Annotated in this window: 13 protein-coding genes; 11 read left to right on the forward strand and 2 right to left on the reverse strand. The window is 37.5% G+C overall.

The genetic code is table 11. The features are described from left to right. Positions 1-247: 247 nt before the first annotated feature. The 6 genes from NST97_RS14090 (at position 248) to resA (ending at position 5,758) form a co-directional block, all read left to right on the forward strand. Positions 248-1,642, forward strand: coding sequence for an APC family permease (locus NST97_RS14090; RefSeq protein ID WP_341343359.1), 1,395 nt, complete (start codon positions 248-250; stop codon positions 1,640-1,642). A gap of 204 nt (positions 1,643-1,846) precedes the next feature. After that, positions 1,847-2,707 carry an ABC transporter ATP-binding protein gene (locus tag NST97_RS14095; protein WP_339193900.1) on the forward strand — a complete coding sequence of 287 codons (861 nt, stop codon included), beginning with the start codon at positions 1,847-1,849 and terminating at the stop codon, positions 2,705-2,707. Between the two features lie 110 nt (positions 2,708-2,817). Further along, positions 2,818-3,936 carry an ABC transporter substrate-binding protein gene (locus tag NST97_RS14100; protein WP_341343360.1) on the forward strand — a complete coding sequence of 373 codons (1,119 nt, stop codon included), beginning with the start codon at positions 2,818-2,820 and terminating at the stop codon, positions 3,934-3,936. Positions 3,937-3,951: 15 nt separating this feature from the next. Next, entirely contained in the window at positions 3,952-4,722 is a 771-nt protein-coding gene (locus NST97_RS14105) for an ABC transporter permease (RefSeq protein WP_341343361.1), read from the forward strand. Between the two features lie 87 nt (positions 4,723-4,809). After that, positions 4,810-5,196: a FixH family protein gene (locus NST97_RS14110; RefSeq protein ID WP_341343362.1), complete on the forward strand. Its 387-nt coding sequence runs from the start codon at positions 4,810-4,812 to the stop codon at positions 5,194-5,196. A gap of 19 nt (positions 5,197-5,215) precedes the next feature. Next, positions 5,216-5,758, forward strand: coding sequence for a thiol-disulfide oxidoreductase ResA (resA, locus tag NST97_RS14115; protein ID WP_341343363.1), 543 nt, complete (start codon positions 5,216-5,218; stop codon positions 5,756-5,758). Positions 5,759-6,076: 318 nt separating this feature from the next. Here resA and NST97_RS14120 read toward each other — a convergent pair whose 3' ends face one another. Next, a complete protein-coding gene (locus NST97_RS14120) occupies positions 6,077-7,453 on the reverse strand; it encodes an amino acid permease (protein WP_341343364.1) in 1,377 nt (458 codons plus the stop codon). A 2,025-nt stretch (positions 7,454-9,478) separates the two neighbouring features. On the opposite strand from NST97_RS14120, the gene NST97_RS14125 reads away from it, so the two are divergent. From NST97_RS14125 to NST97_RS14135, 3 genes are read left to right on the forward strand one after another with little or no spacing between them, the layout of a single operon-like run. Further along, positions 9,479-10,483, forward strand: coding sequence for an ABC transporter permease (locus NST97_RS14125; RefSeq protein ID WP_327856025.1), 1,005 nt, complete (start codon positions 9,479-9,481; stop codon positions 10,481-10,483). Next, positions 10,477-11,271, forward strand: coding sequence for an ABC transporter ATP-binding protein (locus NST97_RS14130; RefSeq protein ID WP_327856026.1), 795 nt, complete (start codon positions 10,477-10,479; stop codon positions 11,269-11,271). Before NST97_RS14125 ends, NST97_RS14130 begins: the two co-directional genes overlap by 7 nt. 24 nt (positions 11,272-11,295) lie before the next feature. After that, positions 11,296-11,739: a FixH family protein gene (locus tag NST97_RS14135; RefSeq protein ID WP_341343365.1), complete on the forward strand. Its 444-nt coding sequence runs from the start codon at positions 11,296-11,298 to the stop codon at positions 11,737-11,739. Positions 11,740-11,763: 24 nt separating this feature from the next. Here the strand turns inward: NST97_RS14135 and NST97_RS14140 are convergent, their stop codons facing one another. Next, entirely contained in the window at positions 11,764-12,333 is a 570-nt protein-coding gene (locus tag NST97_RS14140) for a peroxiredoxin family protein (RefSeq protein WP_339193918.1), read from the reverse strand. Between the two features lie 243 nt (positions 12,334-12,576). Here NST97_RS14140 and NST97_RS14145 point away from each other — a divergent pair, with 243 nt between their 5' ends. Both NST97_RS14145 and NST97_RS14150 read left to right on the forward strand, forming a co-directional pair. Further along, positions 12,577-13,635, forward strand: coding sequence for an ABC transporter substrate-binding protein (locus NST97_RS14145; protein ID WP_341343366.1), 1,059 nt, complete (start codon positions 12,577-12,579; stop codon positions 13,633-13,635). A gap of 216 nt (positions 13,636-13,851) precedes the next feature. Further along, positions 13,852-14,895: an MsnO8 family LLM class oxidoreductase gene (locus tag NST97_RS14150; protein WP_327856030.1), complete on the forward strand. Its 1,044-nt coding sequence runs from the start codon at positions 13,852-13,854 to the stop codon at positions 14,893-14,895. Positions 14,896-14,917: the final 22 nt, after the last annotated feature.

The raw sequence follows: 14,917 nt of genomic DNA on the forward strand, positions 1-14,917 counted from the left end.
GCAATGGAGATGCAAGCTCTGAGAAGAAGCTCGGAAAACGATCTTGGATAAAATTGAAAGCCAATTTAACGGCGCTTATAGGTACACAAAAGCAAGTGTCCGATCGAATTTTACATTATTTCGACGGAAGGGGGATTCCATTTCCCTTTCGTACGGGATAAGGAAAAAATGACGCAGCCTATTGAGGCGCAAGTTTGAAACCCTATTAAAAACTACTTTTGAATAAAAACTATGAGGAGGTGGAGAAATGGAAGAAAATTTAAAAATCCAGCTGAAACCAAAGAAAAAACTAACTGCTTTTGATGCCATAAGTTCTACGCTGGCGCAAATGGCTCCAGCAGCAGCAATATATTATGGATTCCCAGTTATATTTGCGGCTTCGGGAATTGGATCTCCGTTAACACTCTTACTTGCTACAGTAGCGATCACAATGGTTGGGCTCAGCTTAACAAATTTTTCAAAAATTCATCCTAGCAGCGGATCGCTCATCAAGTATATTAGTATGACTTTTGGTGATATTGTCGGCACTACAGCTTCACTTGTTTTTTTAATCGGTACTATCTTTTTAGCCGGCTCAGCTTTTATTGAGCTTGGGGGATGGACATCTGATTCACTAGCCTTATATAACATTCACATTCATTGGATCGTCCCTACTATTATTTTAGGTTTAATCGTTTGGGCCATTACAGTGGTGGGAATTTATAGTTCGACTAAAATTGCTGCGGTGGCATTATTCATTGAGGTTGCAGTCCTTGTTTTCGTTTCAGTGTTAGTTTTATTGCATCCGCCAGCGCCGTTATCTTTAAAGCCTTTTGCATTTTCTTCAATTCAGAATGGCATAGCAGGACTTAGCTTAGCCTTTCCGCTTGCGATCTATTTGTTTATTGGCTTTGAAAACTCAGCTGCTTTGGCAGAAGAAACGGATAATCCAAAACGAAATACTGCTCGTGCAGTTCTCGTAAGCATTGCGATCATGTCGGTCTTCTATATATTTGTCAATTATAGTATTATTCAAGGATTTTCGAATCATATTGACGATTTAGTTAAAAGTACTAATCCGTTTATTGATCTTTCTAATCAGTATTTAGGCAGCTTTTCTGTATTAGCTATTATTGCAGGATTCACTAGCATACTTGGAATGACCATCGCCTGCTTGAACGGCTTCTCCCGAATTGCGTTTAACTCAGCTCGAGAAGGATTAATTTATAGAAAATTATCAAGGGTTTCAAAATGGGGGACGCCTATCGGCACACTGACACTTCTTTTTATCTTAGGAATGTTGGCTGCGATTTTAATTGGTTTGCTTAGTAAAGGATGGGTAACTGCATTCGGTTATCTCAGTACAATTGGCACGATCCCGCTCTTGCTCATTTATTCTTTATTAAATCTTGCAGTTATATTTTATAAAAAAGAAAAATGGCCTTTTCATAAAAAATATTTGTTTCCATCATTAGGCTTGATCAGTATTCTTATCCCTATTTGGGCGATGGTGCAGCCCGGTCAGCCGGAACCGGTAAGCTATTTTCCTTGGATTGTTCTTGCTTTATGTGTGGTCAGTTTCATTTACTCATGGTTTACCGTGAAAAAGAAGTCGCCAATTTCTGCAAACTTCAGACCGTTGTTAAAAAAAGAAGAATTATAGGAAAAAGGAGGACAGGGTTGGAAACGAAATCGTGAAAATGAAGTGCGGTTTGGCGGGGCAAACTGACTGCGGAATTCAAAGGCCGAAAACGAAATTGTGAAAGTGAAGCTGTTTGTAAAATTGGTTAGTTAGCAGTTAAAGGAAGGGATCAAAGAACAATCAGTAATTTTAAAATTTAAAATCAACTGAGGGAGTGGATCAAAAATGGCAATGGTTCTTAATCGTAGCGCAGAGCAAAAGGAAATCGCAGACCAAAATAAAATTGAAGTTAAATCCATTTATTTTGAGTACGACGGCTTAGAAATCCTGCAAGATATTAATTTAACGATAAAAGAAGGAGAATTTATCGTCTTTATGGGACCGAGCGGCTCGGGAAAAAGTACACTTCTACGATTGCTAATCGGATTGTCCCGGCCTAATAAAGGAGAAATTTTGGTCAATAATCAATTACTTACTGACTCTATACCAGATTGCTCTGTTGTTTTTCAGGACTACTCGCTATTTCCTTGGCTGACAGCGAAAGAAAATGTCATTCTGGCATTAAGGCAAAAGCTGAAAAAATCAAAAACAAAAAAGGAATTAGAACACTTGGCCCAAAGTTATTTGGAATTAGTTCAGCTTAGTCATGCTGTTGATAAATATCCAGGGGAAATGTCCGGCGGGATGCGCCAGCGAGCGGCGATTGCGAGAGCATTATCAATAGGGTCAGATTTGATGTTCATGGATGAACCATTCGGGGCACTCGACCCGTTGACAAGAATACATTTGCAAAATTTAATCCTTCAAGTGAATAGGGAACAGCAGAGAACCATTGTGTTTGTCACACATGATGCAGAAGAAGCGATTTTCTTAGCGGACCGCATTGTCATGTTTACCCCGGGGCCGCCAGGGAGAATTGCGGAAGTGATTGACGTTCCTTTTCCTAAGCCGAGAAATCGGAAACAGCTATATCAAAGCTTAGAATTTGTAAAATTCAGAGATTATGTTTTAGGTGTCATGAACCAAGGCATTTTCGACAAATTAGAGGAAAGTAAGGAAGCTCTTGTGGATGGTTCAGGAATTTAAACCATTCAAAATAATGTCTTAAAATCTGTAAAAAAAATTATACCGTATTCATTACAAAGACACATGAATTTTTAGAGTATATAGTTGGAGTGTATTAGAGGAGGAAAAAAATGAAAAAGAAAAATTGGCTAATCGGGATTGGTTTATCAGCTATTTTAGTTTTATCCGCTTGCGGCGGCAAAGAAACTGCAAATGAAGCAGCATCAAAACAAAATGCATCATCAAGTGAAAAAGCTGAAGAGAAGGATAACGAAAAAACATATGAGTTAAAAGTTGGTTATGGTTCAATATATGGTGCACCTCTTGCGGATATTGCCATCGATCAAGGATTTTTTGAAGAAGAGAATTTAAAAGTGGAAATGGTGCCATTTCAAAGTTCAGCAGACGGATTAAATGCATTGCAGGCAGGAAAAATTGATATCGGCTTAACTTTCGGTTCAACTGCTCCGCTGAATTTTATTGCCCAAGGTTCAAATTTTGAGCTGATTGGCGGTCATATGGAAGGTGGACATCCGATTGTTGTAAAAGAAGAACATAAGGACGAATATAAAACGTTACAAGATTTTAAAGGAAAAACAATAGGTTCTATACCTTTGCATACGAATGATGTTTACTTTAAATCGGAGCTTCAGAAAGCAGGCATTGATATCCATAAGGATGTAAAATTTGTAGAATTTAAAACGTTGTCTGCCATACTTGAGGCTGTAAAAACAGGAAAAATTGATGTCGGGGTATCGGGTACAGCTCATTTAACAAAAACATTGAAATTAGGTTTAGCTCCTATTCTATGGATTAATGATCTGGATAAAAATGCTGCCTGCTGCCGTGTGACGGTAAGAGGCGAGATTTCAGATGATCAAGCAATTGCTTATAAAAAATTTATGAAGGCTCTCATTAAAGCTGAACGTGTGAAATTGGAAAGCCCTGAAAAAAATCTAGAAGCTTCATTAGACAGATTTAAAAATTTACCTAAAGAGCAGATTAATGAAATTGTTAATGAGCCGCATTTAATTAACTCAGCTGATCCGAATAAAAAAGAAACTTTAGAAGTGTGGGAAAGAATGATAAAAATTGGATATGTGAAAGAAGAGGATACAAAGAAAATCGATGTTAATTCTCATTTGAATCTGACTTTTTATGAACAGGCATTAGACGAACTAATTAAAGAAAATCCAAATGATGAATATTACAAAAAGGTATTAGAAAGATTTAAAAAACAAAATTTATAGGGGAGGAGAGATACTGTGAAAAAGTTTTTACATGTTTATATTTATTCAACTCTGATCGCCGTAGCCCTTCTTGGGCTATGGATTTACATTACAAATTTCACTGAATTGCTTGATCCAGTTATTTTTCCATCTCCTGAAATTGTTGCCATGGCGTTTGTGAAAGCCATTAAGGAATTGTTGCAAGGGTTTGTCAGTTCAATGGGGTTATTAGTTCCTGGTTTTGTGTTATCGCTCGTATTAGGGATTGGCGGCGGTTTATACTTTGGTTTGAATCATCGATTCCGTGCCATTTTAGAGCCGTTTTTCCAGACTTTCAGCCCGCTTCCGCCGACATTGTTTGTTCCGTATGCAATTGCATTGTTTCCATCTTTTAAATCGGCTTCGATTTTTATCTTATTCATTGCAACGTTTTGGCCTATTTTTCTCGGCACGATTCAAGGGGTGCTTTTAATAGACAAACCATACTGGGACAATGCAAAAACAATCGGATTGAAGGGAAAAGACTTGTTTTTGAAAATGATTCTTCCAGCAAGCTCGCCGTTAATTTTGAATGGAGTCGGGACATCTCTCGCATTCGCGTTTATTGTCTTAATAATGGTAGAGATGTTTGGTGCTGAATCAGGAATGGGTCGCTTTATACAGTATTACACCGATTTTACTCAATATGATTTAGTTCTGGCAGGAATTATTTTTAATAGTATTGTCATTCTGATTACCATGATCGTTTTTGAAAAAATCAAAAAGCGTCTGCTGTTCTGGACAAATTTAAAAAATGAAGCCAATTAAAAAAATAATAATTGTAAGACTCTTCTTTTTCCCGGCAATGCGCTGATGAGAAAAGGAAGAGTCTTCGTTCCATAAAGGAGTAGTATGATGCGATTAATAGTTACGGTTCTTGTTCTGTTCATGTTATTGCTGGCTGGATGTTCCAATTCAGCTAATCAACAAAAAAATAGTGAAGAGCCAGAATTAAAAGTGACATTAGAAAGTGATCCAAAACAGATTCAGCTGAATGAAAAAGTGACATTTACTTCAAAAGTGACATACGGGACTGAAAATGTGAGCGAAGAAGCCAAAGTTACGTTTGAAGTGATCGAAAATGGAGTATCTTTCGGCAGATTGCCTGTTGAGCCAAACGCAGATGGAATCTATCAATTAGATGTGAAATTTGTTGAGCCAGGTGAACATCAAGTGATTGCTCATGTCGATTATCAAGGCCTTCATGAAATGCCCATTCTCTCATTTCATTTAACGGAGTGAAAGGAGTCAGACTATTTAAATGAATAATAAAAGAAAACAGGTGGTGCTATTCATAAGGGGGTTCATCACTTCCATATTAGTTTTAGGAATTGGTTACGCAATTTATAGTAATTTTATTAAGGACAAAGGAGCAACTGCTTCAACTGGAACAAACCTTGCTCCTAATTTTATTTTAATTGATTTAAAAGGGAATGAAGTCAATTTAGAAGATTATCGAGGAAAAGGGGTTCTGCTTAACTTTTGGGCAACCTATTGTCCTCCTTGTGAAAAAGAAATGCCGTATTTGGAATCGGCTTATAAAGATTATAAAGATAAAGGAATTGAAATTCTGGCCGTTGATGTAGGTGAACCAAGAATATTAGTGGATCAATTCGTATCTAAAAAAGGATTGAGTTTTCCCGTTTTGTTGGATTGGAAAGGAGATACAGCCGATCTATACAAAGTTCAAACCCTTCCGATTACTTTTCTCATTAATGAAAAGGGAGAAATCGTGGATAAAATTACCGGCGAAATGACCGAAGAGGCTGTTCGTCAACATTTAGACAGTATCGTTCCGAAATGATGGAATTAAGTGTTGCAGGTATTGAATAATTTGTTCCAAGTGTCATCGCTTCCTCGGCTTTATTATGGCTAATAGCCTGTAAACCTAATAAATGTAATTGAACTATTCAAAAATTTGCAGTCCCCCTTAAAAAGTTTTAAATGCAGCTTGAAAGATCGTTTGAAAATATAGACTCCTTTTCGAAAGATACCAGATCAAAACGAAAAGAGAACCCCTATCAGAGATGGGGGCCTCTTAACGATTGATCAGGCGGTTAGAAAATTGTAAACCGCATTTTTAAAAGTAAGACATTCGATAGCGAACCGCTGTCCAAAACGATCAAGTCTCTTTCACTTCAGCTTCGTTTTGTCTTTTATTCAAGTTGGCAGCGTAATATGCAATGACTAAAATGGCAACCCAAATCGGACCGACTATTAAGGCGATTCTTGTGTCTGGATAGTAGCCGAGCAGAATTGCGACAAATATGAGAAACGCCCCTGCAATGAAAGTGGATAACGGGTATAGCGGGGTTTTAAATTTGATATTTTTTTGTTGTTCAGGTGTAATCGATTTTCGGAATCGCCATTGTGCTAATAAAATAATAAACCAAGTCAATAAAGCGCCAAATGTTGAGATAGATGCAATCCAAGTAAATACTTGAGCCGGTACTAAATAGTTAAGCAGAACTCCTAATAATAAAACGGCTGATGTAACCATAACCCCTCTAAAAGGAACGCCTTTTTTGTTTAATGTGCCAAATGCCTTCGGAGCTTGTCCATTATGGGAAAGGTTGTATAACATACGTCCCGAACTGAAAATTCCTGTATTACAGGAGGAAAGGGCTGCGGTTAAAACGACAAAGTTGATAATGCCTGCTGCAGCCGGGATGCCAATTTTGTCGAAGGTTAAAACGAAGGGGCTTCCGCTTGTCCCGATTTCATTCCACGGATAGATGGACAAAATAACAAACAGCGCACCCACGTAAAAAATTAAAATGCGAAGTAAAGTAGAATTAATAGCTTTCGGCAGCGTTTTTTCAGGATCCTTTGCTTCACCGGCTGTTACGCCGATCATTTCGATTCCCAGAAAGGCAAACATAACCATTTGGAATGACATTAAGACGCCTTCAAGACCGTTAGGAAGAAAGCCGCCGTGCTCCCACAAATTGCTGATTCCTGTAGGAACTCCGTTATTGCCGAATCCGAAAAAAATCATGCCAAGGCCAATAATGATCATAAAGATAATCGCAATAATTTTGATTAGGGCAAACCAGAATTCCAACTCACCGTAAGCACTGACTTGAAGAAAGTTAAAGCTCATCATGATGATTAATGCTGCCAGAATCCAAATCCATCGCGGAACCTCCGGAAACCAAAATTCCATATAGATTCCAACGGCTGTCAGCTCGGTCATACAAGTAATGACCCATACAAACCAATAATTCCACCCTGTAATATATCCTGCCAGATTACCAAGATAATCATTGGCGTATTGGCTGAATGAACCGGCAACGGGATGATGGACAGCCATTTCTCCTAACGCTCTTAAAATGAAAAATAAAATGATTCCGCAGAAAAGGTAGGATAACATTATACCGGGACCTGCCAGCTTGATTGAGCTTGAAGATCCTAAAAACAGCCCGACTCCGATTGCAGAACCTAATGCAATCAGTGTAATATGTCTTTCTTTTAAACCTCTTTGCAGCTGATTTTCCATGATCGTTCCTCCTTAAGTTTATAAATGAAATCCCTTTCAATGTTCTGTTGCGAAGGTCATCATATGTCAGATTTCATAATCGAAAAATTTAAGTTATTATTCCCCGCAACTCCTCTTGATAATCAAATTGTGACGCTTACATTTAGATTTGAATAAATTTTATCATACTATATTTCAATTTCTTTTTGTATAAAACGACAAATTTAGACGTTCAATTTGTTGAATGATACAAAGGAAAAATGTTCAAATCATTTTCCTTACTTCCGTTATTATGAATCAAATAAACCTATAGATAAACTATTTAATTCAAGTTTTCCTGCACTACTGGTTACAAACATGTAAGGCAAAATCGCGAATAAATACTCCGAGAAATCTGCCAATTCCTATTACAACCGGCTGGGAAATTGACAGATGTAATAAAGGCACGGTTTGTTTAAGAACAGAAAAAATAACAAAGTTCAAGTATTACAAGCAAGGCACAGTTGAAAAAGTGTAAAAAATATGAGTGAAACCTTGCTTCAAAAATTAATGTAACAAGTCAAACTGAATTTATTTGTGAAAATGTGCACAAAAAACGAGACAAGCACCTCAATTTTTGATAATACAAAAATAGCGGCAAGTCTAGACTTCAACCGCTTGCCATCCATCGAGAAAAATGCCAAAGATTCATTGACAAGGTGTTATATAGAGTACAAGCCATGTTTTTAAAATGTTTCGCTATTGGATGAGCATCACGATTTTGCTGTGACTATGAGAAAAGTGAAACAAACCTTTTATTGTCTATTTATTGCTTCTTGATTTTCGTTTACTCTAATTAGAGTGGCAGTATCCTGCCTCTTATTGCGATAAATAGTGCAGTAGCTAAAATGTAAAATAAACATGCTGCAATATTCAATATATTACCATAAATTTTGTTCAGAGTGGTGATTATATTTGGAAATAGGAAATTCGTGGCAGTTTCCTTTCAAGATTAGAAAATGAAGCTGCATTTCACAAATACTGATTTAGGTAAAAATTGGTACAAAAGGAGAGGCAAAATTAAAGTTGTGTTGATCACACACGTAAAGAATTGACAGCTTATTCAATCAAGTTTAATTTAGCAGCGAATTTACACATATGATAGAAACCTCAAGCATAGTGTCCGCTACCCCCTAGCGAAAGTTAATGAGTAAATGGTTTTTGCCAGTTTTGTGTTTTCGTTAAGTTGAGATTCTCCATTTTTAAGATTACTTTTAGTTTCTTGCATTTCATTTTTTATGCCTTTGATTTCCTTCATTAATATTTGAACGTTTTTTCAGGCTCCTCCTTAATTCTTGTGTTCTCTCAATTAGTCTTCATATTAGCAATTGATCTTTACCAAAAGGGTTTTTTGCTCGGGATCCGTGAGATAATCATGGACAAGAGCGGGGGTTTTTATAATTCTTCTGAGAAATCAATTAAATTTCTTGTTAATTGCTATGAGACTATTAAAAAATCTGAAGAGGTTTCAGTATAATGCGGTTCGTTAGACTAATTCCATATTGTATCATACTAAGCATCATTGCCAGAGAAGCTATGATTCTTATTAACATTGAACTATTTCCTTAATGATAATTTAACTGCATTTGACTTCTCAACTATCCAGATCATGTACAATGCCCTTATGTTGTTTCGCTTTCATTCCACTAGAAAACTCTCACTTTTATCATTTTTTTCCGCAGCTAACATTCAGGCTTGTTAACCATTTTACCTGTTGCAGTTCTTTTATTTAAAACAGATCTTTCAGATTGGTTTTAAAAACAACGTTATTAAACGTTTTTTGCGAGATTAATAGATTTTTTTTTGGTAAACAAAAATTCTTTCTATCATGGAATATGTTGCTACTCAAAGGATTTGATGATAGGATAAGTCTAAAAATCGACTAAAACAAATTATTCGTACCTGAAAAATAGGAATAATTTTTGTAAAAGGAGATGAGGATCCGTAAAAAAATAATCATCAAGGTGATCCAAATGTTATCCATTACAAGAACAAAGGAGGATACAAATGAATGTAGAAGCAGTTGAAAAAATTTCCTTGAAAACAGAGGATAAAAAACCTTTATCCATTAGGGAAAAAACGAAAGTCGCTTTACTACCAGTTGTTATCATCATCACGCTTATTCAACATCAATTTTTGCCTGATAAACAGATCATCTCTGTGCAGCCTCAATATAGCTGGCTTTTATTAATTGTTTTATTTTTCTCTATTGTTTTGATTGCCGTTGGTTTTTCTAATAAATCAGTTTTTAACTGGCTGGAGAACAAATCGCCATTTCTAACTTTTGTGTTTGTGATTTTAATTGTTTGGGAGATCATTACGCAAAAATTGAATCTCTTGCCGATGCCCTTTTTTCCATCACCGGTTAAGATTTTTGAAGCAATCATTAAAGATAAAGGTTTACTAGCTATTAGTACTCTTCATTCCTTGAGACTTTTATTTATCGGGTATTTGATCGGGGCATTGGTCGGTTTCATAACAGGTATTCTGCTGGCTTGGTATCAAAAATTCCGTTATTGGGTAAATCCTTTTTTGCGTTTAATCGGACCGGTACCAGCAACTGCATGGATTCCTGTTGTGTTGGTTGTTTTTCCAAACAGTTTTTCGGCAAGTACATTCTTGATTGCGCTAAGTACATGGTTTTCTGTTTCTATTATGACATGGACTGGTGTTGCAAGCGTAAGCAATTCCTATTTTGAAGTTGCAAAAACACTTGGGGCAAATGAAAGATACTTAATTCTTCGGGTAGCTATTCCATCGGCCTTCCCATCTATTTTTGTAGGGCTGTTTATGGGACTTGGAGTTTCATTCGTCACCTTAATTGTTGCTGAAATGCTTGGGGTTAAGGCAGGACTGGGCTGGTATATACAATGGGCACAAGGATGGGCGGAATATTACAAGGTGTACGCAGCATTGTTGATTATGGCAGTTTTATTTTCCTGTATTATTGCAATATTCTTTAAAATCAGAGATCGCATCTTGATTTATCAGAAGGGGATGATGAAATGGTAAGATCGGAAAAAGGTGGACATATTTCTATTCACAATGTGTCACGAATATTTGAAGACAATGCTAAACAAAAAATCGTTACGTTAAATCAAGTGAATTTAGAAATTGAACCAGGGGAATTTATTTCCCTTATCGGTCCAAGCGGATGTGGGAAATCTACATTATTACGCCTTATCACAGGTTTAGATTACCCTACAACGGGGAGCATAGCCTTAGATGGTGAAGAAATTAAGGGTCCTCATTATTCCCGCGGCCTTGTATTTCAGGATCCTACCCTGTTTCCATGGAAAACAGTGTGGGATAATGTGGCAACAGGCCTTCAGGCAAGGGGACTTCTGAAGAACAAAAAAGAAGAAGTAGATACATTTATTGATTTGGTTGGATTAAAAGGATTTGAAAAAGTTTATCCTCATCAGCTCTCGGGAGGGATGGCACAACGGGTGGCATTAGCAAGAGCCCTTGTTAATCATCCTAAGGTCCTCCTTCTTGATGAGCCCCTTGGTGCATTGGATGCATTTACAAGAATGAATTTGCAGGATGAAATCTTGCGCATTTGGAAAGAGCGGGGAACAACGATGGTTTTCGTCACCCATGATATTGACGAGGCAGTCTATTTAAGCGACCGTGTTATCGTCATGACGCCAAGACCGGCTAAAATCAAAGAAATTATCAAAATTGATTTGCCCCGCCCAAGATTGAGAAACAGTGTTGAGTTTTTTGAGTATAGATCAAGAATATTGGAAACTTTGCATATTGTCCCTGACATACCGCAACCGGAATATACCATTTAATCGAAAATTGAAGAGGTTTCACCCATGAAAAAAATAAAATTAATTTTCACTTTTTTCGTTATATGTTCGTTAAGTGTCCTTTTGATTTGTTGTTCTGAAAATAAAGCATCGGGTGATTTACAAAAAAAAGATAAGTCTACAGAGCCTATTGAGAGCGGGATGGCCGAAACCGGAACAGATCTAACAATGGAATTCTCAACGAATCCAAAAGAGCTTCAGGTTAATGAGGCTGCTGCGTTATCAGTAAAAGTAACATCTAAGGGGAAATCTGTTACAGATGCAGAGGTTGTGTTTGAAATTTGGAAGGAAGGACTAAATGAACCACTTTTTATGAATACAAAATCGGATTCTAAGGGAACGTATACTCTTAAAGGACAATTTTCAGAGGCTGGAACTTACAGTCTCATTGCCCATGTAAGTACTTTGTATTCGCACCAAATGCAAACATTCCAATTTACAATCCAATAATAAAAAGACAGCCGTAAAGGCTATCTATGCAGAAGAATCCGTTTGGATTAATTCTTTGGTTCGGGATTCTAAATCGGACCAGGTAAGTCCGCCATATGCTCCGTCGACAATGGTTCCTTCTTGATTAATGAAGAATGTAGCTGGAATGGGCTTGATGTGGTATCGTTTTGCCACACTTCCATCTTCATCAAGAAGCACTGGAAAAACAAATCCAAACTCCTCCGCAAAGATTTTTGCAGCTTGTAAATCATCTATAGAGGTCAAGTTGACAGTCAAAATATGGACATTCTTGCCGTATTCATTGTGCAACTTGACAAAATTGGGTGCTTCCTCGATACAAGGCGGACACCAGGAGGCCCAAAAGTTAAGAACAACGGGCTTGTCAAGATAGTCCTTGAGCTCATGGGTTTTACCGTCAAGTCCTTTTAAGGAAAAGGAAGGAGCTAAGTATCCTATATCCGGGTATTCCTTTTGTTCTGTTTGTCCCGATGCTCTTTTTTCATCGTTCTGATTTGAAAAGAGCTGAGAGTATATTGTGAAGCCAATGAGCAGGAAAAATATGCTAAACAAAAAGATTTGAATGGATTTTTTCATCAATTATCCACTTCCTTGTCTAAATTATATTATTCAGATATGTTTACTATAAATTTAGTTTGAGAGGATGTCAACATAGTTATTTGATTCTTTCGAATTTTCCGATTAGTTTGCAAAGACCGAACTTCGGTCTTTGATATAAAAATTCTTGAATCTTATGTAAGGCAGGGGGCGATTCGATTCTATCAGGGCTAATCTATCATTTTAGCGAAAAAATTTAGAATGGGAGGATAGGAGAGGAAAATGAAAAACACATTATCAAAAAAGACAAAATTGATTTTTGCAGCAGGACTGATTGTTGGAATAAGTGTATTTTCAGGATGTCAATCTGAACAACAAAGCAGCGGGGGGAATGTTGGACAAACCACTGCACAAGGTGATCAGCAACAAGGGGATAAAAAAATCAAGAAAATAACCTTAGCCCACGCAGGTACTTCTCCATGTGAAGCACCGATATTCTCAGCAGAAACAAAAGGTTTCTTCGAGAAAGAAGGATTGGATGTAGAGCTTGTAAAAATGGATTTTGAAACGCTGAAAAATGGAATTGCTTCCGGAAAAGTGGACGCGACTGTCGGGAATTTCGCCTGGTTTAAACCAATTGAACAAGGACTGGATGTGAAGCTGACCGGCGGTTTGCATGCGGGATGTATTCAAGCTGCAACCTTGAAAAGTTCAGGTATTAAAGAAATTAAAGACTTGAAAGGGAAAAGAATCGGGATCGACTTAATAGGGGGAGGACCGCAAATTACTCTAACTATTCAGTTAAAGAAAGCGGGCATTGATCCAAAAAAAGATGTTGAGTGGAAAGTATATCCTGGTCCGCAGCTAGCCACAGCAGCAGAAAAAGGGGAAATTGATGCATTTATTACATGGGATCCGGCTGCCCAAAAGGCACTTGACACAGGAAAATTTCACCGCTTGCTGAGCAATGCTCATGACGAACCATTTAAATCTGGATATTGCTGCTACTCTGTCATCAACGGACGACTGGCAAAAGAAGATCCTGAAACAGCAGCTGCTTTAACACGAGCACTTTTGAAAGCTGCAGACTGGGTAGGTCACAATACAGGTGAAGCAGGACATATCGTAGCAGATGCAAAACATGTTCCTGTAGATGCTCAAGAAGCAGGAAAACTGATTGGCGGATATCATTGGAAACCTGGTGTGCTAACAGCAGAGGAAAGTGTAAAATTCTTCATTAAAGAACAAAAAGAGCAGGGAATTCTTGAACCGACTACTGATGAGAAAGAACTATTTGAAAGAATGTTCTTCAAGGCAATCCCTGACTATAACGGTCATTAATTATGGCATAGACCTAAATCCCCCGTCAGACCATCACAGATGGGGGATTAAGTATGTAGTAAAAAATTGTTTTCATTAAAATTTTCTATCAATATATTATATTTTTTCTATCATGGAAACTATTGCAGATGGATGGATTTAGGTGATAGGATTAATCCTAATTAATGTGAACTATTCATACTGAAAAAGTATGAAATGAAAATAGGAGGAAGAAAAATGAGTTATGAGCTTAGCATTTTAGATCAAAGCCCTATCTTTCCGGAAACCTCTGCGGCGGAAGCTTTACAAGAAACAGTAAATTTGGCCAAAAATGCTGAAAAATGGGGGTATTTACGTTTTTGGCTGTCTGAACATCATTACACGGATCAACTAGCAGGGGCTTCACCTGAAATACTCATATCCTATTTACTGGCACATACGAAGACGATTCGGGTCGGATCTGGAGGTGTTCTGCTTCAGCACTACAGTCCGTACAAAGTGGCAGAAAATTTCCATGTGTTATCTAATTTAGCGCCAGGGAGAGTAGATTTAGGAATTGGAAAAGCACCTGGAGGACTTCCGCTGTCAACAAGGGCGCTCCAGTATGGAACATTAAACGATGGAAGTGATTTCGAAAGCCGTTTTTCCTTTTTGAAAAAATTAATTGAAGATTCAGTCGAAGAATCCCATCCACTTGCGGGTATTCAAGCAACCCCTCTTCCTCCGATAAAGCCGGAATTAATTTTACTTGGTGCAAGTGCATCGAGCGCCAAGCTGGCTGCTGAATACGAAACACCGTTTGTTTATGGGCTCTTTTTTAACAGTGACCATAACGAACTGGAAAGGGCTGCAAATATATACCATGAACTTTTTCCTAAAGGAAGGTTTATGGTGGGAATTGGCGTCGTAGCTGCTCCTGAACAGCAAGAAGCTGAATTACTAGCAAGGGACTACGGCAAAATTGTGAAAGTTACTTTGCAGAGTGGAAGAACGGTTAGAGTTTTAACAATGGAGCAAGGAGAATTGTTTGGCAAGCAGTCTGGAGAACCTTACAAACTAGAAGAACAGGATTCCAATATTGTATCGGGGACTCCTTCATATGTATTTAAGATTTTAAATGAACTTCACCTTAAATTGGGAATAGATGAGTTTATTTTACACACCCCAATTTTAAAAAAAGAAGAACGATTTAGGTCATTTGAATTGTTGAGCCCTCAACAATTAGAAAAAGGTAATTCGTCAGATAACAACAATGCCGAAAATGGGGAATATGTTTTTTAACTTTATCAAAGGGAGGGTCTAT

Source organism: Aeribacillus sp. FSL K6-1305 (assembly GCF_038050115.1).
Lineage (GTDB): Bacteria > Bacillota > Bacilli > Bacillales > Aeribacillaceae > Aeribacillus > Aeribacillus composti.